This window comes from Micromonospora sp. CNZ297 (assembly GCF_007827625.1).
On record NZ_VISU01000005.1, the window covers coordinates 383795 to 402622 of the forward strand.

Consider the following 18828-nt stretch of genomic DNA (forward strand, 5'->3'; position numbering starts at 1 on the left):
TCCGGGGAGTGCCTGTCGCCCGTGGACGGGCATGGGGAACAATGGTCAGGTGACCAGGCCCGCCTCCGCCCGCGCTCCCCGGCTCGACCAGGTCTGCGCCGCCGCCGTCGAGGTGGCCCGCGACGCGATCACCGAGGTGGAGCCCACCGACATCGGCGATCATCTCCAGGCGGTCGCCGAGGGCGACCGGGTCGTCACCCACTACTTCGAATGCCGGATGGCCGGTTACCGCGGCTGGCGCTGGGCCGTCACTGTGACCCGGGTGCCGCGCAGCCGGCACGTCACCATCTGCGAGACGGTGCTGCTGCCCGGCCCGGACGCGCTTCTCGCTCCGGGCTGGCTGCCCTGGCAGGAGCGGCTCAAGCCGGGCGACCTGGGTCCGGGCGACCTGCTGCCCACCCCGGCCGACGACGAGCGGCTCGCCCCCGGCTACCTGCTCTCCGACGACCCCGCAGTGGAGGAGACCGCCTGGGAGCTGGGCCTGGGCCGGGCCCGGGTGCTGTCCCGGGAGGGCCGCGCCGAGGCCGCCCAGCGGTGGTACGACGGGGACCACGGCCCGGACGCCGCGATCTCGGCCGCCGCGCCGGCCGCCGCACGCTGCGGCACCTGCGGTTTCTACCTGCCGCTCGCCGGTTCGCTGCGCCTGGCGTTCGGTGCCTGCGGCAATTTCTACGCCCCTGACGACGGCCGGGTGGTGAGCGCCGACCACGGTTGCGGCGCGCACTCGGAGACGATGATCGAAGCGGCCGAGACGTCCGTGGACGAGCTGCCCACCGTCTACGACGACAGCGCGGTCGAGGCCATGACCGTCAGCCGGGCCCCGGGCTCGGTGGAGGCGGCCGAACCGGCGGAGCCGTACGGCCACCCCTGACGGGTCAGCGCGCTCGCTGCGCTTCGGCAGCGCGTCGGCGACGCCGGTTGGCGTCGTGCCGCATCATCACCGCCAAGCCGGGAAAGCCCCACAGGAAACCGGCCAGACAGGTCCAGAGCCAGTTCTGACGCCCGGATTCGGTGAGCCAGTCCCGGAAGAAGATCAGCAGCACCAGGCCGGCCACCGCCCAGGCGATCAGCCCGGCGACGGCGAACGGCACCATCGGCGGGTCGAGCGGCTCCGGCCGCGGCTGTTGCTCCTGTGACACCGGCCCAGCCTACGTGATCGTTCTTCCCTGCCTGCCAGGTGATCTGGGACGATGCGCGCGACAAAACCCGGCCGATGACCAGATGAGGAACCATGTCCATTGCCCCGCCGCCGGATCACGGCACACCGCCCGATCCCGCGCATCCACGAAACGCCTTCGACCGCTTCTTCCTGATCTCGGCGCGCGGGTCGACGCTGAGCCGGGAGTTGCGAGGCGGCTTCGCCACGTTCTTCACGATGGCGTACATCGTGGTGTTGAACCCGCTGATCCTGGGCAGCGGTAAGGACGGCGACGGCCGTTCGCTGGCCATCCCGGCGCTCGCCGCGGCGACCGCGCTGGTCGCCGGCCTGATGACCATCCTGATGGGCGTGGTGGCCCGGTTCCCGATCGCGCTCGCGGCCGGTCTGGGCGTGAACGCGCTCGTCGCCTATGAGATCGCGCCCCAGATGACCTGGGCGGATGCGATGGGCCTGGTGGTCATCGAGGGTGTGCTGATCGGCATCCTGGTGCTCACCGGACTGCGTACCGCGGTGTTCCGCTCGGTGCCCACGCAGCTCAAGACCGCGATCGGCGTCGGCATCGGTCTGTTCCTGACCATCATCGGCCTGGTCGACGCCGGTTTCGTCAGGCGCGTGCCGGACGCCGCGAACTCCACGGTGCCGGTCGGGCTGGGCATCAACGGCAAGATCGTCAGCTGGCCGATGCTCGTCTTCGTGGTCGGCCTGCTGATCACGCTGGTCCTGGTGGTACGCCGGGTCCGCGGCGCGATCCTGATCGGCATCCTGGCCTCCACCGTGCTGGCCATCGTGGTCGAGGCGATCGCCAACGTCGGCCCGTCCTTCGTCGACGGCAAGCCGAACCCGAAGGGCTGGGCGCTGAACGTGCCCGAGCTGCCCAAACAGATCGTGGACCTGCCCGACCTGTCGCTGCTGGGCCAGTTCAACGTGCTGAACTCGTGGAGCCGGGTCGGCTGGCTGGTGCCGCTGATGTTCATCTTCACGCTGCTGATCACGGACTTCTTCGACACCATGGGCACGATGGTCGCGATCGGCCAGGAAGGGGACATGCTCGACGAGACGGGCACCCCGCCGAAGGCCAAGGAGATCCTGCTGGTCGACTCGATCGCCGCCGCCGCGGGTGGCGCGGCCTCGGTGTCCAGCAACACGTCGTACATCGAGAGCGCCGCAGGCGTTGCGGAGGGTGCGCGGACCGGCGTGGCCAACCTGGTCACCGGCGCGTTGTTCCTGCTCGCCATGTTCCTGGCACCGCTGTCGCTGATCGTGCCGTTCGAGGCCGCGTCGACGGCGCTGGTGGTGGTCGGCTTCCTGATGATGACGGCGGTCCGCACGATCGACTGGACCGACTACGAGATCGCCATCCCGGCGTTCCTCACCATCGCGCTGATGCCGTTCACCTATTCGATCTCGAACGGCATCGGGGCCGGCGTGATCAGCTTCGTACTGCTGAAGGTGGCGAAGGGTAAGGCCCGGGAGGTCCACCCGCTCCTGTACGGGGTCGCCGTGCTGTTCATCGTGTACTTCCTGCGCGGGCCGGTCGAGTCCGTGTTGCTCTGACGCTGGTGAGCCTGGTCATAACGCATGTCGTTAGCCAGGCTCATTAGTTAGGCTAACTAGTGTGACGGAGCGGACGGTGACGGCGAAACGCGTGCCACCGGCGCAGCTGGCTCCTCAGCTGCGAGATGCGATCACCCGGCTCAACCGGCGGGTACGACAAGCCCGGCCGGTCGGCGACCTCACGGTCACCCAGCTGTCGGCGCTCACCAGCCTCAATCTGGCGGGCGCCCTCACGCCACGGGAACTGGCTGATGTCGAACGGGTGCAGCCGCCCACGATGACGAAGATCGTCGCGAAGTTGGAGGAGCGCGGCCTCGTGCAGCGCACCCCCCATCCGACCGACGGACGGCAGGTCATCCTGGCGGCGACCGAAGGGGGAAGGGCCGTACTCGACCAGTTCGAGCGGGCCCGCAACGAGTGGCTGGCCACCCGGCTGGCCGCGCTGACCGAGGACGAACGCGAGACGCTACGGCGAGCAGCGGACATCCTCCAGGGCATCGCTCGCGCCTGACACCGCCGCCCGCGGTTCGCTTCGTCAGCTGTGGATGAAGCGTACCGACGCGAGGAGGCGCACCTAGAGTGCAGGCCAAGCTGAGCACGATGTTCCAGTCCCTACGAGTCCGCAACTATCGACTCTTCGCCACCGGGCAGCTGATCAAACTGATCGGCGTCTGGATGATGTTCATCGCCCAGGACTGGCTCGTCCTCGAGCTCAGCGACAACTCCGCGACCGCGCTCGGCGTGGTCACCGCGTTGCAGTTCACCCCCGTACTCCTGCTCACGCTGCTGTCCGGCCGGCTCGCCGACCGCTACGACAAGCGGATGCTGCTCTTCGTCGCCAACGCCTTCTGGACCGTGCTGTCGCTCGCCATGAGCATCCTGGTCCTCACCGGCCTGGTGCAGCTCTGGCACGTCTTCACGTTCGCCGCCCTGCTCGGCGTCGCCAACGCGGTCGAGACGCCGGTCCGCCAGGCCTTCGTCTCCGAGCTGGTCGGCATGCCGCTGCTGCCGAACGCGCTCTCGCTCAACGCAGCAGTGTTCAACTCCGCCCGGATCGTCGGCCCGGCCGTCGCCGGCCTGGCCATCGCCGTCGTCGACGTCGGCCCGGTCTTCCTGGTCACCGCGCTCAGCTCGATCGCCCCGCTGGTCAACGTGGTCCGGATGCGTACCGACGAGCTGCACCGCAAGGACCTGCCACCGGTCGGCGAGCGGGACCAGGCCCGGGTGGTCGACGGCCTCCGGTACGTGGCACGCCGCCCGGACATCCTGCTGCCGATGGTCCTCATGTCGGTGATCGGGATGAGCCTGTTCAACTTCCAGCTCACCCTCGCCGCGCTCGCGAAGACCGTGTTCAACACCGGTGCCGCCTCGTTCGGCCTGTTCAGCACCGCCCTCGCGGCCGGCGCGCTGGTCGGGGCGCTGGCCGGCACCGGACGGCGCAGCCGGCCCTCGGTCTGGCTCGTGCTCGGCGCCGCGATCGGCTGCGCGATCTTCGGCACGCTCGTCGGGCTCGCCCCGGCGTACTGGATGGTCGTGACGCTGCTGCTGCCCGCCGGGTTCTTCATGATCTACTTTGCCCAGGCCGCCAACCAGCGCGTACAGCTCGGTGTCGACGCGTCCTTCCGGGGACGGGTGATGGCGCTGTGGGTGCTGGTGTTCCTGGGCACCAACCCGGTCGGCGCGCCGCTGATCGGCTGGGTCGCCGAGACGTACGGCGCGGGCGCGAGCATCTGGGCCGGTGGCCTGATCTCGCTGACCGCCGCGCTGCTGGCGCTCACCTGGCAGCTGCGCCGCTCCGGCGCCCGGCTGCGGATGCGGGTGCTGCCGATGCCCCGCTTCTACGTGGTTTCGCCCGGCGCCAAGTAGCCCTGATAGCCGGTCGTACCGGCCCGATTACCCAAACGGGTGGCGGGCCGGTGCGGCAGGGCTTAGCGTCGATGTGTGGAAGTGGGGCAGGGACTGCTGCTGGCGCTGGCGATCCTCGCCGTCTGCTGCCTGCCTGCCCTGTTCGCGCTGCTGTTCTGCGCCGACGAGATCATCGATCGGGTCGCCTGCGGATGGGCCGAGTGGCGGGAGCAGCGCCGGGAACGCCGTACCATCGCGCGGCTCGACCGGGCCATCGAGGCCGAGGCGCTGACCCGCGACATCGACCTCACCGAGTTCGACAAGGACGGCCGCCGCCCGCTGGAACAACTCGCCACCGACCTGCGCCGGCTCGGCGGCCACCGGCTCGCCGCCGCCGACCGCAGCGTGGTGTGGCACGGCGCGGTCATCGAGGCGTACGACGAACGGCTGCGCGCCGCCTGCCACGCGCTCGGCATCGCCGAACACCTGGCCGAGCTGGACGGCGTCGACCGGGAGATCGAACGGGTACGCGTCGAAGGGCTGCTGCACGCCGCCGGGCTGACCCTGCCGGCCGCGCGCGCCGCGCACCACCAGCGGCACCGCTGACCGGGTGCGTCTCTTCGCGGCGATCTACCCACCTGCGGTGGTCGTCGCGGACCTGACCGCCCGAATGAAGGGCCTGCGGGTCGCGGCCGCCCGCCACGCCCGCCTCGCCGACCCGGCGAACCTGCACCTCACGCTCGCCTTCCTCGGCGAAGTGCCGGACGACCGGCTGCCCGATGTGAAGCACGCGCTCGCCTCGGCCGCCCGGACGGCTCGTTCCCCGCGGCTGTGCCTGGCGGGTGGCGGCTGCTTCGGTGAGGGCCGGTCCACAGTGCTCTGGGTCGACGTGCGCGGCGAGGTCGAGGCGCTCGACGCGCTCGCCCTGTCGATCCGTGGCGGGCTGCGCGAGGCCGGGCTGCCGTGTGACGACAAGCCGTTCCGGGCGCATCTGACCATCGCCCGCCCCGGCGACCGGGTGGCCGAGGCCGACGTCCGCTCGGACGTGCACACGCTGCACGACTACGCCGGGCCGCAGTGGACGGCCGGCGAGGTGCTCCTGATCCGCAGCCACCTGGGCCGTACGCCGCGCTACACCCGCGTCGCCGCGTGGGCGCTGGCGGCGGGCGCTTAATTCGGGCGGGGCGTTAAGAAGGGGCCCCTCCTCTACCGGAGGCGTTAAGAAGGGGCCCTTCCTTTCCTACCAGGCCCAGGCTTCGGGGCCGGGACCGCCGTTGCCGACCGGCGGGAACAGCTCGTCGAGGCGGGTCAGCGTCGACTCGTCCAGCTGGACGTCGAGGGCGCCCAGGTTGCGGTCGAGCTGGTCCATGGTGCGCGGGCCGACGATCGGGGCGGTCACGCCCGGCCGGGACAGCAGCCACGCCAGCGCCACGTCGGCCGGGTCGTGGCCCAGGTCGGCGCAGAGCTTCTCGTACGCCTCGATGGTGTTCCGGTGCTCGGCCAGCGCGTCGGCCGAGCGGCCGGTGGTGCCGCGCGCCGCGCTGCCCTCGGCCATCTTGCGGATGATGCCGGAGAGCAGCCCGCCGTGCAGCGGCGACCAGGGGATGATGCCCAGCCCGTAGTGCTGCGCGGCCGGGACGACCTCCAGTTCGACGTACCGGGTCAGCAGGTTGTAGATGCACTGCTCGGAGACGAGCCCGAGGAAGTTGCGCTTGCCGGCCGCGGCCTGCGCCTGCGCGATGTGCCAGCCGGCGAAGTTGGACGATCCGACGTAGAGCACCTTGCCCTGGGCGACGAGCGTCTCCATCGCCTGCCAGATCTCCTCCCACGGCGTGGTCCGGGAGATGTGGTGCATCTGGTAGAGGTCGATCGTGTCGGTCTGGAGCCGGCGCAGCGAGTCCTCGCAGGCCCGGATGATGTGCCGGGCGCTCAGGCCCTGCTCGTTGGGCCACTCGCCCATCTTGCCGTACACCTTGGTGGCGAGGACGACCTTGTCGCGGCGCCCGCCGCCCTGCGCGAACCAGCGGCCGACGATCTGCTCGGTGACGCCCTCACCGAGCTTCCAGCCGTAGACGTTCGCGGTGTCGAAGAAGTTGATCCCGTGTTCGAGCGCCCGGTCCATGATGGCGAAACTGTCCGGCTCGTCGGTCTGCGGACCGAAGTTCATCGTGCCGAGGCAGAGTCGGCTCACGGACAGACCGGTGCGTCCCAGGTTCGTGTACTCCATGACTCCACCCTGGCACGCCGGCACTTAGAGTGCCCTCTCAACGAGCCAGGGTGGAGCGGTGGATCAGGATGATTCGCGGGCCGCCGGGCCGGTGCCGAACAGCACGTCGTCCCAGCTCGGCAACCGCTTGCGCGGCTTGCCACCGGCATCGGTGGACTCGGCTGCCGCACCGCCGGTCGCCGCCGCGGGGCCGGTGCGGCGGGGCCGCAGCACGGCCAGCGAGGGTACGGCCGGGATCTCCTTCGGCGCGTCCGAGTCGTCGTCGAAGGCCGAACCCTGCCCACCACCGAGCAGCGCGGCGGCACCACCGGCGACGGCCCGCTGACGGGGCGCCTCCTGCCCGGCCAGCGCAGCCGGGGAGCGGGTGTCGAGACCACGCCCGGACGTGCCGCCGAGCGGCCGGTCCAGCGAGGCGAGCAGCGCGTCCCGGCCGGCGCGGATCGGGTCACGCCCCGGACGGGCATGCTCGGAGGCGGCCGGCAGGCCGTGCCCACCCCGGCTCGGCTCGCCGCGCGACGGACCGGGCAGCGCGTGACCGCCCCGCTCCGGCGCCGGCTCCTGGCCGAGGATCGGCGTGGGCCGCTCGGCGCACAGGTATTGCGCCATGTCGTCGTGCGGGGCGACGTTCTGCCGGGTCTTGTCCAGGTCCCACACCGCCTGGGCGGTGGCCTTGCCGGACGGCCAGGTCGCGATGATCCGCCAGGTGCCGTCGTCGCGGCGGTAGGCGTCCCACGAGATCTTCTCGGTGTCGATGCCGTGCTGGGCCAGCCGGCCGTTGACGACCTCGGCCAGCGGGGTCGGCTTCTCCGCGCCCTTGAGCCGGGTGCGGCGGGCGTGCTGGGCGAGCATGGCCCGCTCCTGGAGCACCGGACCGGCGTAACGCAGCACCCGGTCGACTGGTACGCCGGCGATGCGGGCGACGTCCTCCGCGGACTCGCCGGACCGGATCCGGGCCTGGATGTCGCGTGGGGACAGCGACGGCGTCGGGTCGGTGGCGCTCGGCACCACAGCGAGCGGCGGGGCGCCCGGCTCGGCGTGCAGCGCCGACGCGATCCGCTCGTCGATGGGCAGCGCCAGCAGGCGCCCCACCTCGTCGGCGAGCACCAGGGCCTGGCCGTCCTCGGAGAGGGCGACGAAGCGTACTGGGCGCATGGGCTTGCCTCCGTCCCGCTTCGCTGGCCGTCACGCCACGGGAGCCGGCCACCCGGGCGTCTCGCACCACCGTACGCTCATCTACCCGCCGATGGGGACTGCGACACCCCGGCATGTCGTGACTGAGCTGCGGTAACGATCACGGTGGGTGGCCGCCGGGGCCTCGACGGCCACGCACCGTCACGACGTGATCAGAGTCGCTCCACCACGTAGTCGATGGACGCGGTGAGCGCCTCGACGTCGGCCGGCTCGACGGCCGGGAACAGCGCCACCCGCAGCTGGTTGCGGCCCAGCTTGCGGTACGGCTCGGTGTCGACGATGCCGTTGGCGCGCAGCGCCTTGGCGATCGCCGTGGCGTCCACCTCGTCGGCGAAGTCGATGGTGGCGACCACGTTGGACCGCAGCGCCGGGTCCGACACGAACGGCGTGGCGAACGACGAGCGCTCGGCCCAGCCGTACACGATGCCGGCGCTCTCGGCGGTGCGCTTGGCCGCCCAGGCCAGCCCGCCCTGGGAGTTCATCCAGTCGGTCTGCTCCGCGGCCAGGAAGATGGTCGCCAGCGCCGGGGTGTTGTACGTCTGCTCCAGCCGCGAGTTGTCGATCGCGGTGACCAGGTCGAGGAAGGCCGGGATGTAGCGGCCGGACTCCTTGACCTCGGTGGCCCGGGCCAGCGCGGCCGGCGACATCAGGGCCAGCCAGAGCCCGCCGTCGGAGCCGAAGCACTTCTGCGGCGCGAAGTAGTAGACGTCGGTCTGGGCGACGTCCACGTCCAGCCCGCCCGCGCCGGAGGTGGCGTCGACCAGCAGCAGCGAGCCCTCGTCGGCGCCCGCGACCCGGCTGATCGGCACCGCGACGCCGGTGGAGGTCTCGTTGTGCGGGGTGGCGTAGACGTCCACGCCGGCCTCGGCCACGAGCGACGGGGCGCTGCCCGCCTCGGACTTGCGCACGGTCGGCTCACCGAGGAACGGCGCGTCCTTGACCGACTTGGCGAACTTGGCGCCGAACTCGCCGAAGCTGGCGAACTGGGCCCGGTCGCGGATCAGGCCGAACGTGGCGACCTCCCAGAACGCGGTGGTGCCGCCGTTGCCGAGCACCACCTCGTACCCCTCGGGCAGGGAGAAGAACTCGGCCAGGCCGCGGCGCAGCCGGGACACCTGGTCGCGGACCGTCTTCTGCCGGTGCGACGTGCCCAGGTAGCTGGTGGCGACGTCGGAGAGGGCGGAGACCGCGGCCGGACGGACCTTGGACGGGCCGCAGCCGAATCGTCCGTCGGCGGGCCTGATCTCGTCGGGAATCCGGATGGTCGGTGCGTCAGCCACGGTTGTCTTGATCCTTCCGCGTGGGCGGGACGGGCCCTTGGTGCGGGCGCGGACCGATGGCCGGGCGTGCGCCGGGCGCACGAGGCGGCCGGGGTCCGAACCCGGCCGGCAGCGCTGCCGACCTTCATCCTCCCACCCGGGCGGCCCGGACCGGCGGCTGGTCCCACTGTCGGCGCTGAGTCGTGCGCCACAGCGGCGCAGCGCCTCGTGGGCACGGAGGCGGGCGTTAAGAAGGGGCCCCGCCTCTACCGGAGGCGTTAAGCGGGGCCCCTTCCTTACACGTCAGACGCCGTGCGGGATGGCGTCCCAGCCCTCGACCTGCTGCGGCTTGCGCGGGCCGTGGCCGACGTACGTGGCCGACGGCCGGACCAGCCGCTGGAGCTTCTTCTGCTCCAGGATGTGCGCCGACCAGCCGCCCATCCGGGCGCAGGTGAACATCGAGGTGAACATGTGCGCCGGCACCTCGGCGAAGTCCAGCACCACCGCGGACCAGAACTCGACGTTTGTGGCGAGGACGCGGTCCGGGCGGCGGGCCTGCAGCTCGGCCAGCGCGGCCTTCTCCAGCGCCTCGGCGACCTCGAAGCGGGGCGCGCCCAGCTCCTTGGCGGTACGCCGCAGCACACGGGCGCGCGGGTCCTCGGCCCGGTAGACCCGGTGGCCGAAGCCCATCAGGCGCTCGCCCCGGTCCAGGACGCCCTTGACGTATCCGTCGGCGTCGCCACTGCGCTCGACCGCCTCCAGCATGCTGAGCACCCGGGACGGGGCGCCGCCGTGCAGCGGGCCGGAGAGCGCGCCGATGCCGGAGGAGATGCAGGCCGCGGCGTCCGCGCCGGTGGAGGCGACGATCCGGGCGGTGAAGGTGGAGGCGTTCAGGCCGTGCTCGGCGGCCGAGATGAAGTACGCGTCGACGGCCTTGACGTGCCGCGGGTCGGGCTCACCGCGCCAGCGCTTCATGAACCGCTCGACGATGGTCTCCGCCTTGTCGATCTCCTTCTGCGGCACGGCCGGCAGGCCCAGGCCGCGCGCCGACTGGGCGACGAATGACAGCGCGGTGACCGACACCCGGGCCAGGTCCTCGCGGGCCTGCTCGTCGGAGATGTCGAGAAGCTGGTTGAGCCCCCAGTACGGGGCCAGCATGGCGACCGCGGACTGCACGTCGACGCGGATGTCACCGGAGTGAACCGGCACCGGGAACGGCTCGGCCGGCGGCAGGCCCGGGCCGAACCGGCCGTCCACCAGCAGTGCCCAGACGTTGCCGAACGAGACCTGGCCGATCAGGTCCTCGATGTCCACGCCCCGGTAGCGCAGTGATCCCCCCGCGCGGTCGGGTTCGGCGATCTCGGTCTCGAAGGCTACGACGCCTTCCAGGCCCGGTTTGAAATCGGACATGTCGTCTCCTGGCTTCGGCTCGGCGCGCCCGGGCGGGCTGATCGAGCCCCGCAGCTCAGGCGACCCTTCAGGGATGTGGTTCGTGACATCTTGCCCGGTGGGTAACGCGCTGCGCGACCCACAGCCACTGTGCGCCACGCGACATCCCCGCCGGTGGACGCCCGTTCGGGGAGGAGAAGACTGGGTACCGGGGCCTGGCCAGCGTCGGGGGACGCCGGCACGCCCGGGAGAGGGACTACCACAGTGACAGGCGACACACCCGCCCCGGCCGGCATGCGTAACGAGTACGCGGCCGACCTGGGCCTGACCGAGACGGACCTGGCGCCGGACTGGCACACCCAGTTCGCCCGCTGGTTCGCCGACGCGGTGGCCCATCAGCTGCCCGAGCCGAACGCGATGGTGCTCGGCACGGCCGACGACCGGGGCCGGCCCAGCGGGCGCACCGTGCTGCTCAAGGGATACGGCCCGGAGGGCTTCGTCTTCTACACCAACCACGGCTCGCGCAAGGGCGCCGAGGTGATCGGGAACCCGTGGGCCAGCCTGGTGTTCCCCTGGTTCCCGATGCAGCGGCAGGTGATCGTGACCGGCCGGGTCGAGCAGGTGGACCGGGCCGAGACCGAGGCGTACTTCGCCACTCGGCCGCGCGGCTCGCAGCTCGGGGCGTGGGCCAGCGCCCAGTCGACGGTGGTGCCGGACCGGACCGCGCTCGACGCGGCGTACCGGGCGGCGGCCGAGCGGTTCGCCGACGTGGACCCGATCCCCGCGCCGCCGTACTGGGGCGGGTTCCGGGTCCGTCCGGAGACTGTCGAGTTCTGGCAGGGCCGGGCCAGCCGGCTGCACGACCGGCTGCGCTTCCGGCGTACCGGGGACGGGTTCTTCGTCGTCGAGCGGCTCGCGCCGTGACCGACGTCACGCAGGCCCGGCGGCGGGGCGCGCGCCGCTGGGCGATCGACCTGCGTCCGCTGCGCGTGCCCGCGTACCGGCGGGTCTGGACCGGCAACGCGATCGCCATGTTCGGGTTCCAGTTCACCGCCGTGGCGGTGCCGGTGGAGATGTTCGACCTGACCGGCGGCTCGCTCTGGGTCGGTCTGCTCGGCATCGCGGGCTTCGTACCGCTGCTGATCTTCGGGCTGTGGGGCGGCGCGGTCGCCGACGCCCGGGACCGCCGCCGTGTGCTGCTCGTCGGCGGCTGCGTGCTCTGGGCCTCGACGCTCGGGCTTCTGGTGCAGTCGCTGGCCGGTGCGCGCAGCCCGCTGCTGCTCCTGCTGCTCGTCGGCCTCCAGTCGACCGCCTTCGCGATCACCTCGCCGGCCCGCAGCGCGATCCTGCCCCGGCTGGTGCCCGCGGAGCTGGTCCCGGCGGCCACCACGCTGAACTTCACCACGTTCACCGCCGCCGCCGTCTTCGGCCCGCTCGCCGCCGGCCTGATCTTCGCCGCCTGGCAGGTCGGGGTGGCGCTGCCCATCGCGTACGCGGCGGACGCGCTGCTGTTCACCGCGTCGCTCTGGGCCACGCTGCGGCTGCCCGCGATGCCGCCCGCGCCGGATCCGGACGGCGGTGTCCGCAAGGCCGGGTTCGCCAGCATCGTCGACGGCTTCCGCTACCTGGCGACCACGCGGGTGCTGCTGCTCTCCTTCGCCATCGACCTGATCGCGATGATCCTGGCCATGCCGCGGGCGCTGTTCCCGGAGCTGGCGCAGGAACGCTTCGGCGGTGCCTCGGCGGTGGGCTGGCTCTACAGCTCCATCGCCATCGGCGCGATGCTGGGCGGCCTGACCTCGGGGTGGATCGGCCGGGTACGACGGCAGGGCCTCGCGCTCACAGTGGCGGTGGTCGGCTGGGGCGTGGCCATCGCGCTCGCCGGGCTGGCCGGGCAGCTGTGGGTGGCGGTGGTGCTGCTGGGCGTCGCCGGCGCCGCCGACCTGGTCAGCGCCACGCTGCGCCAGTCGATGCTGCTGGTCTACGCGCCGGACCGGATGCGTGGCCGCCTCCAGGGCGTGAACACGGTCGTGGTGGCCGGTGGCCCGCGTCTGGGCGACCTGCGGGCCGGTGCGATGGCCGCCGGTTTCGGCACCGGCTTCGCCATGGTCGGTGGCGGCCTGGCCGCCGCCGTACTCGCGGTGCTGCTGGTGGTGGCGTTCCCGGCGCTGCTGCGCTATCGCTCGACCACTCCCGCCGAGGACCGGCACTGACGGTAGGGTCGCCGACATGGGGATCGACGTGCAGCCTCCGTCCGGTACACAGTGGACCATCGCGGCCGACGGCCACGAGGCCGTCGTGGTCGAGGTGGGCGGCGGCCTGCGGGCCTACCGCTACGACGGCGTGGACCACCTCGACGGGTACGCCGAGGACGAGGTCTGCCCCGGCTCGGCCGGGCAGGTGCTGGCGCCGTGGCCGAACCGCGTCCGGGACGGCGTCTACACGGTCGGGGAGCGGTCGTTTCAGCTCGACCTCACCGAACCGGAGCGGCACAACGCCCTGCACGGCCTGGTGAACTGGGTGCGGTGGCAGCCGATCGAGCAGTCGGCGGACAGCGTGACCGTCGGCTACGACCTGCCGCCGAGCCCCGGCTACCCGTGGGCACTGCGGCTGCGGGCCCGGTGGAGCGTCGGCCCGCACGGCCTGCGGGCCGAGCACGAGGCGACGAACGTCTCCGACGAGCCCGCGCCGTTCGGCTTCTCCGTCCACCCCTACCTGCAACTGCCGAAGGTCGGCGTCGACGAGTTGCGGTTGCACGTACCGGCCCGGCGGCGGGTGCTGGTGGACAGCCGCCTGCTGCCGGTCGCCGCCGCCGAGGTGACCGGCTCCGAGTTCGACTTCACCAGCCCGCGCCCGATCGGCGACCTGGTGCTCGACACCGCGTTCGGTGACGTCGAGCGGGACGCCGACGGCGGCTCGGCGGTGGTGCTGAGCGCGCCGGACGGCTCGTCCGGGCTGCGGATCTGGGCGGACCGCGAGTTCGGCTGGTGGCAGGTGTTCACCGGCGACACGCTCGGCGGGGAACGGCACCGCCGGTCCGTGGCGGTGGAGCCGATGACGTGCCCGCCCGACGCGTTCCGCTCCGGGAAGGACCTGATCATGCTGGAGCCGGGGCAGACCTGGCGGGGCGCCTGGGGCGTCCGCCCGGAGGTCTGAGCGTGGAGTTCGCCGACGTCGTCCGGCGCCGCCGGATGGTGCGCAACTACGACCCAGACAGGCCGGTGCCGCCGGAGGTGGTGGACCGGCTGCTCGACCACGCCGTCCGGGCCCCGTCGGCCGGGTTCTCGCAGGGCTGGGGCTTCCTGGTGCTGGAGGAACCCGAGGACCGGGAACGGTTCTGGGCCGCGACCACGCCTGGTGGCGGCGGCCGGGAACGCTGGCTGGCCGGGATGCGCCGGGCGCCGCTGATCGTGGTGCCGCACGCCAACCGCGACGCCTACTTGGACCGCTACGCCGAGGCGGACAAGGGCTGGTCGGACCGCGCCGAGGACCGCTGGCCGGTGCCCTACTGGTACGTGGACACCGGCTTCGCGGCGCTGCTGATGCTGCTCACCGCCGTGGACGAAGGGCTGGGCGCCTGCTTCTTCGGCATCCCGCCGCAGCGCATCGGGGCGTACCGGGAGGCGTTCGGGGTACCGCCGGAACTGCACCCGATCGGTGCGATCACAGTAGGTTACCGAGCTGTCGACCACCGGTCACCGTCGCTGCGCCGAGGGCGGCGTCCGGTGCAGGATGTGGTGCGGCGGGGACGGTGGACCTGAGCGGTTAGGCTGACATCCACATTGTCAGCCTGGCCTGGAGAGGAGAGCACGCCGTGATCTTCAGGGCGGTCCGGGACGGGCGTCCCTACCCGGAGCACAACCTCACGCTGAAGCAGTGGGCCGAGATTCCGCCGCGCCCGCTGCGGCTTGACCAGCTCATCACCACCAAGCGCGAACTCGCGCTGGACAAGCTGCTCGCGGAGGACTCCACCTTCTACGGCGACCTCTTCCCGCACGTCGTCCAGTGGAACGGCGGCCTCTACCTGGAGGACGGCCTGCACCGGGCGCTGCGCGCGGCGCTCCAGCAGCGCAACCAGATCCACGCGCGGGTGCTCGTGCTCGGTGACCAGGGCGAGTGACGCCTCCCTGAGTCTTGGTTAAGGTGACGCCATGACTCCTCTCGACCTGCTCGACATCGATGCGTCGCTCAGCGACGAGGAGCGGCAGATCCGCACCGTCGTGCGCCGGCTCGTGACCGACCGGGTACGCCCGCACGTCGCCGGATGGTACGAGGACGGCCAGGTTCCGGCCCGCGAACTGGCCCGCGAGTTCGGCAAACTCGGCCTGCTCGGCATGCACCTGACCGGCTACGGCTGCGCCGGCGCGTCAGCGGTCGCGTACGGGCTCGCCTGCCTGGAACTGGAGGCCGGCGACTCCGGCGTCCGCTCGCTGGTGTCGGTGCAGGGATCGCTCGCCATGTACGCCATCTGGCGCTACGGCAGCGAGGAGCAGAAGCAGCGCTGGCTGCCCGCCATGGCGGCCGGCGAGGCGATCGGCTGCTTCGGGCTCACCGAACCCGACCACGGCTCCGACCCCGCCTCGATGGCCACCCGCGCCCGCCGCGACGGCGACGACTGGATCCTCAACGGCAGCAAACTGTGGATCACCAACGCGCCGATCGCGGACGTGGGCGTGATCTGGGCGCGTACCGACGACGGGGTGCGCGGCTTCGCCGTATCCATGGACACGCCGGGGGTGACGGCGCGCGAGATCCGGCACAAGATGTCGCTGCGCGCGTCCCTGACCGGCGAGATCGCCCTCGATGACGTCCGGCTGCCGGCCGACGCGCGACTGCCCGAGGCGATCGGGCTCAAAGCGCCGCTGGGATGCTTGACCGAGGCCCGGCACGGCATCGTCTGGGGCGCGCTCGGCGCGGCCCGCGACTGCCTGGAGACCGCTCTGGAGTACGCGACCACGCGCACCCAGTTCGGCCGCCCGCTCGCCGGTTTCCAGCTCACCCAGGCCAAGCTCGCCGACATGGCGGTGGAGTGGAACAAGGGCATGCTGCTCGCGCTGCACCTGGGCCGCCTCGCCGACGCGGGCACGCTGCGGCCCGACCAGGTGAGCGTGGGCAAACTGAACAACGTCCGCGAGGCGCTCGCCATCGCCCGGCAGTGCCGCACGATCCTCGGCGCCAACGGCGTATCGGGGGAGTACCCGGTGATGCGGCACGCCAACAACCTGGAGAGCGTGCTCACCTACGAGGGCACCTCCGAGATCCACCAGCTCGTCATCGGCCAGCGGCTCACCGGCCTGTCCGCGTTCGCCTGACCTGCGGTTTCACTCGATCGGGGCGCTCGGCGAGCGACTGTCGCACGGTGGCCGTACCGTCATTGTCAGTCGATGTGTCGGCTGAGGATCGATGTGTCGGACGAGGAAGTGTCGGACGAGGACGGTGAGGGCGATGGCCCGCGACGGTGACATCAACGAGCCCACCCGGGAGTTCCCGGACTACCCCACCAGCGAGTCCCTTCGCGACCGGGCGGAGGGCTCGCCCGACCACGACCGCGAGTACGCCCCCGGTGCCCCGGCGTCGGGTGGCGGCCCGGCGCGCGGCCTGCTCTGGGTGCTCGGCGCGGCGGCGCTGGCGGTCGTGGTGCTGCTCGGCGTGCAGGCCACCGGTCTGCTGCCCGACTTCCGCAACCCGTTCGCCAAGGAGCAGACCGACCGCAGCCAGCCGCCGCTGCTCAAGTCGATCCGTGACCTGAGCCGCTACGTCGCCGCCGAGGGCAACTTCCAGGTCGTGGTCGACGTGCAGAACGACAGGCGCAACGTGCCCGACTTCCTGCTCAACGAGCGCACGCTGTTCGTCGGGGCGGGCCGTGTCGAGGCGTACGTCGACTTCGGGAAGATCGCCGACGGTGCCGTGGTGGTCTCCGAGGACGGCAAGTCCGCCGAGATCAAGCTGCCCGCGCCGCAGCTCGGCGAGACCGACCTGGACATGGACAAGAGCTACGTGTTCGCCGAGCAGCGCGGCCTGATCAACCGGCTCAACGACCTGGTCGCGGGCGACCCGAACCGGCAGCAGCAGGTCTACAAGCTCGCCGAGGACCGCATCACCGCTGCCGCCCGGGACAGCGGGCTCACCGCCCGGGCCCAGGAGAACACCCGCAAGATGCTCGAAGGGCTGCTGCGCTCCCTCGGGTACGAGAAGGTGACAGTCACGTACACCGCTCCCTGACCGCTCTGACGCCGCGCGCCCGCCCCGATGATCCGGGGCGGGCGCGTCGCGTGTGTGCCGGCGTCCCGGCTCGTGTCGCGTCAGCGGGTGGCGAGGTAGCGGTCCTCGTTCGGCATCAGGATCCACAGGATCAGGTAGACGATCACCTGCGTGCCGGGCAGCAGCAGCGACAGCAGGAACAGCAGCCGGACCATGCCGGCCGACATGCCGAACCGCTGCCCCAGGCCGGCGCAGACACCGGCGATCATGCGCCCCTGGCGGGGCCGGACCAGTTTGCGACTCATCGTCGTCTCCCACTTCTGCGGCGATCCGCCGCGCTGATTCCACGGTAGAAAGGGGTACGCGCCGCGCCCTCAGCCCCGAGGAGGATCGGCGACCCGGGCACCCGTAGGTGCTTACCCCGGCGCTTCCTCACCAACGCCCCCCGCTCCTCGCCTCACCCTCGCCCGCCCTCGCGCTGCTTCGCGCAGCCCCGCCCCTCGCGCCGCCCCGCGCAGCCCTCGCGCCGCCCCGCGCAGCCCTCGCGATCTTGCAGTTGCGGCCCCCGTTGTGCCCGATTCGCGCAGTTGTTCAGGGCCGCAACTGCAAGATCGCGGGAGTGGTGGGGGTGGCGTCGGGCGGGAGCCCTGCTCGGCGAGGGGTGCTGCGTCGAGCGCTTTCCGCCTCGCGGGACTGGCGTTCCGCTGACTGGGGCAGTGGAGATCTTGGTAGGAAAGTGCCCCTATGGGGGCCATTCGGTACCAAGATCTCCCCGGGGGCAGGCCACGGCGCGTCGATCTTGGAGTTGTGGCACCTCGCGAATGGCGTTAATCGGGCATCCTGGGCGCCATAACTCCAAGATCGACGGGGAGGGGTGGGGCGGGAGTCGGCGGCAGTAGCGCGAGGGCGGGCGGGGCGGGCGCGGGCCTGAGCGGGCGGGAGGGAGCGGGTGGGCGACGGCGGGAGTGGAACGGGGGAGGGGGTGGACGCGTGCGCCGGGGCGGGTATGTGGCGGAGTGGGGGCGGGTATTCACGGGGGCGAGGTAGGCTCGCCGGTCGGGCGCCCCCACCCCGGGCGCCGGCCGTCTACCCGCCTGGCGGGCGCGGCACCCACGCACCGGCTCGGATCCGCACAACGGGGACGACGGCGAGGAAAGCAGCAAATGATCAGTGTTTTCGATCTTTTCAGCGTCGGTATCGGGCCGTCCAGCTCGCACACCGTCGGGCCGATGCGGGCCGCCCGTACGTTCGTGGCGGGTCTGAAGGCCGACGGTCAGCTCGCCGATGTGGCGCGGGTACGGGCGGAACTGTTCGGCTCGCTCGGCGCGACCGGCCACGGGCACGGCAGTGACCGGGCGGTGCTGCTGGGGCTGGAGGGCGAGGTCCCGGAGACCGTCGACACGGACTCGGTCGGGCCGCGGGTGGAGCGGATCCGCACGCAGCGGCGGCTCGACCTGTTCGGCAGTCAGGGGGTCGACTTCGACCCGGACACGGATCTGGTGCTGCATCGGCGGCGGTCGTTGCCGTATCACCCGAACGGGATGACGTTCGCGGCGTACGACGCGGCCGGGGGCGAGGTGCGGACGCGCACGTACTACTCGGTCGGTGGCGGGTTCGTGGTGGACGAGGCGGCGGCCGGGGCGGACCGGATCAAGGCGGACAGCACCCGGGTACGGCACCCGTTCCTGACCGGCGCGGAGCTGCTGACCGTCACCTCGGAGACCGGGCTGTCGATCAGTGAGGTGATGCTCGCCAACGAGGTGTCCTGGCGCAGCGAGGCGGACGTGCGCGCCGGGCTGCTGGAGATCTGGCGGGTGATGCGCGAGTGCGTGGAGAACGGCTGCACCCGTGACGGCGTACTCCCGGGTGGGTTGAAGGTCCGGCGGCGCGCGGCCGAGATGCGGCGCGGCCTGGAGGCGGAGACCGGCAGCCAGGATCCGCTGCGCGCGATGGACTGGGTGACGTTGTTCGCGCTGGCGGTCAACGAGGAGAACGCGGCCGGC

Annotated in this window: 20 protein-coding genes; 14 read left to right on the forward strand and 6 right to left on the reverse strand. The window is 72.0% G+C overall.

Translation table 11 applies throughout. The features are described from left to right. Nucleotides 1-31 precede the first annotated feature (31 nt). Nucleotides 32-871, forward strand: coding sequence for a DUF3027 domain-containing protein (locus FB454_RS12895; RefSeq protein ID WP_013283711.1), 840 nt, complete (start codon nt 32-34; stop codon nt 869-871). Nucleotides 872-875: 4 nt separating this feature from the next. Here the strand turns inward: FB454_RS12895 and FB454_RS12900 are convergent, their stop codons facing one another. Next, nucleotides 876-1139 carry a DUF2530 domain-containing protein gene (locus FB454_RS12900; RefSeq protein WP_013283712.1) on the reverse strand — a complete coding sequence of 88 codons (264 nt, stop codon included), beginning with the start codon at nt 1137-1139 and terminating at the stop codon, nt 876-878. Between the two features lie 92 nt (nt 1140-1231). On the opposite strand from FB454_RS12900, the gene FB454_RS12905 reads away from it, so the two are divergent. The 5 genes from FB454_RS12905 to thpR all read left to right on the forward strand — a co-directional run bounded on the left by FB454_RS12905 (nt 1232) and on the right by thpR (nt 5732). Beyond that, nucleotides 1232-2713, forward strand: a complete 1482-nt coding sequence (locus FB454_RS12905) for an NCS2 family permease (protein ID WP_013283713.1) — start codon at nt 1232-1234, stop codon at nt 2711-2713. Between the two features lie 61 nt (nt 2714-2774). Further along, nucleotides 2775-3224, forward strand: a complete 450-nt coding sequence (locus tag FB454_RS12910; RefSeq protein WP_030274920.1) for a MarR family winged helix-turn-helix transcriptional regulator — start codon at nt 2775-2777, stop codon at nt 3222-3224. A 68-nt stretch (nt 3225-3292) separates the two neighbouring features. Beyond that, on the forward strand, nt 3293-4579 hold the full coding sequence (locus FB454_RS12915) for an MFS transporter (protein WP_013283715.1): 1287 nt from the start codon (nt 3293-3295) through the stop codon (nt 4577-4579). A 75-nt stretch (nt 4580-4654) separates the two neighbouring features. Continuing rightward, nucleotides 4655-5164, forward strand: coding sequence for a hypothetical protein (locus FB454_RS12920; RefSeq protein WP_013283716.1), 510 nt, complete (start codon nt 4655-4657; stop codon nt 5162-5164). 4 nt (nt 5165-5168) lie between these two features. After that, nucleotides 5169-5732: an RNA 2',3'-cyclic phosphodiesterase gene (gene thpR, locus FB454_RS12925; RefSeq protein ID WP_145822987.1), complete on the forward strand. Its 564-nt coding sequence runs from the start codon at nt 5169-5171 to the stop codon at nt 5730-5732. 66 nt (nt 5733-5798) lie between these two features. Here the strand turns inward: thpR and FB454_RS12930 are convergent, their stop codons facing one another. From FB454_RS12930 to FB454_RS12945, 4 genes are all read right to left on the reverse strand, one after another. Further along, complete coding sequence (locus FB454_RS12930) at nt 5799-6785, reverse strand: aldo/keto reductase (RefSeq protein ID WP_013473747.1); 987 nt, start codon at nt 6783-6785, stop codon at nt 5799-5801. Nucleotides 6786-6848: 63 nt separating this feature from the next. Next, entirely contained in the window at nt 6849-7937 is a 1089-nt protein-coding gene (gene sepH / locus FB454_RS12935; protein WP_013283719.1) for a septation protein SepH, read from the reverse strand. Nucleotides 7938-8128: 191 nt separating this feature from the next. Beyond that, nucleotides 8129-9256, reverse strand: coding sequence for a phosphoserine transaminase (gene serC, locus FB454_RS12940; RefSeq protein WP_145822988.1), 1128 nt, complete (start codon nt 9254-9256; stop codon nt 8129-8131). A 282-nt stretch (nt 9257-9538) separates the two neighbouring features. Further along, entirely contained in the window at nt 9539-10645 is a 1107-nt protein-coding gene (locus FB454_RS12945; protein ID WP_013283721.1) for a citrate synthase 2, read from the reverse strand. 273 nt (nt 10646-10918) lie between these two features. On the opposite strand from FB454_RS12945, the gene pdxH reads away from it, so the two are divergent. From pdxH to FB454_RS12980, 7 genes are all read left to right on the forward strand, one after another. Further along, the gene (pdxH, locus tag FB454_RS12950) at nt 10919-11548 is read left to right on the forward strand and encodes a pyridoxamine 5'-phosphate oxidase (protein ID WP_047892554.1); all 630 of its coding nucleotides are present in this window, start codon (nt 10919-10921) and stop codon (nt 11546-11548) included. Continuing rightward, nucleotides 11545-12837, forward strand: a complete 1293-nt coding sequence (locus tag FB454_RS12955; protein ID WP_145822989.1) for an MFS transporter — start codon at nt 11545-11547, stop codon at nt 12835-12837. Before pdxH ends, FB454_RS12955 begins: the two co-directional genes overlap by 4 nt. A 16-nt stretch (nt 12838-12853) precedes the next feature. Continuing rightward, a complete protein-coding gene (locus tag FB454_RS12960; protein WP_145755306.1) occupies nt 12854-13780 on the forward strand; it encodes an aldose 1-epimerase family protein in 927 nt (308 codons plus the stop codon). A 2-nt stretch (nt 13781-13782) separates the two neighbouring features. After that, on the forward strand, nt 13783-14385 hold the full coding sequence (locus FB454_RS12965; protein ID WP_013283725.1) for a nitroreductase family protein: 603 nt from the start codon (nt 13783-13785) through the stop codon (nt 14383-14385). Nucleotides 14386-14438: 53 nt separating this feature from the next. Next, nucleotides 14439-14744, forward strand: coding sequence for a type II toxin-antitoxin system VapB family antitoxin (locus FB454_RS12970; protein ID WP_013283726.1), 306 nt, complete (start codon nt 14439-14441; stop codon nt 14742-14744). A gap of 31 nt (nt 14745-14775) precedes the next feature. Further along, a complete protein-coding gene (locus FB454_RS12975; RefSeq protein ID WP_145822990.1) occupies nt 14776-15936 on the forward strand; it encodes an acyl-CoA dehydrogenase family protein in 1161 nt (386 codons plus the stop codon). A 133-nt stretch (nt 15937-16069) separates the two neighbouring features. After that, nucleotides 16070-16846 carry a DUF4230 domain-containing protein gene (locus FB454_RS12980; protein ID WP_013283728.1) on the forward strand — a complete coding sequence of 259 codons (777 nt, stop codon included), beginning with the start codon at nt 16070-16072 and terminating at the stop codon, nt 16844-16846. Nucleotides 16847-16926: 80 nt separating this feature from the next. On the opposite strand, the gene FB454_RS12985 is transcribed toward FB454_RS12980, so the two are convergent. Continuing rightward, on the reverse strand, nt 16927-17130 hold the full coding sequence (locus FB454_RS12985) for a PspC domain-containing protein (protein ID WP_013283729.1): 204 nt from the start codon (nt 17128-17130) through the stop codon (nt 16927-16929). A gap of 858 nt (nt 17131-17988) precedes the next feature. On the opposite strand from FB454_RS12985, the gene FB454_RS12990 reads away from it, so the two are divergent. Then, a partial coding sequence (locus FB454_RS12990; protein WP_186461585.1) for a serine dehydratase beta chain occupies nt 17989-18828 on the forward strand: 840 nt, incomplete at its 3' end.

Excerpts from the sequence above, each read along its gene's own strand:
- FB454_RS12895 (WP_013283711.1), top strand. The coding sequence starts at position 32 with ATGGGGAACAATGGTCAGGTGACCAGGCCCGCCTCCGCCCGCGCTCCC.
- FB454_RS12905 (WP_013283713.1), top strand. The coding sequence starts at position 1,232 with ATGTCCATTGCCCCGCCGCCGGATCACGGCACACCGCCCGATCCCGCG.
- FB454_RS12930 (WP_013473747.1), bottom strand. The coding sequence starts at position 6,785 with ATGGAGTACACGAACCTGGGACGCACCGGTCTGTCCGTGAGCCGACTC.
- sepH (WP_013283719.1), bottom strand. The coding sequence starts at position 7,937 with ATGCGCCCAGTACGCTTCGTCGCCCTCTCCGAGGACGGCCAGGCCCTG.
- FB454_RS12945 (WP_013283721.1), bottom strand. The coding sequence starts at position 10,645 with ATGTCCGATTTCAAACCGGGCCTGGAAGGCGTCGTAGCCTTCGAGACC.
- pdxH (WP_047892554.1), top strand. The coding sequence starts at position 10,919 with ATGCGTAACGAGTACGCGGCCGACCTGGGCCTGACCGAGACGGACCTG.
- FB454_RS12960 (WP_145755306.1), top strand. The coding sequence starts at position 12,854 with ATGGGGATCGACGTGCAGCCTCCGTCCGGTACACAGTGGACCATCGCG.
- FB454_RS12975 (WP_145822990.1), top strand. The coding sequence starts at position 14,776 with ATGACTCCTCTCGACCTGCTCGACATCGATGCGTCGCTCAGCGACGAG.
- FB454_RS12980 (WP_013283728.1), top strand. The coding sequence starts at position 16,070 with ATGGCCCGCGACGGTGACATCAACGAGCCCACCCGGGAGTTCCCGGAC.
- FB454_RS12985 (WP_013283729.1), bottom strand. The coding sequence starts at position 17,130 with ATGAGTCGCAAACTGGTCCGGCCCCGCCAGGGGCGCATGATCGCCGGT.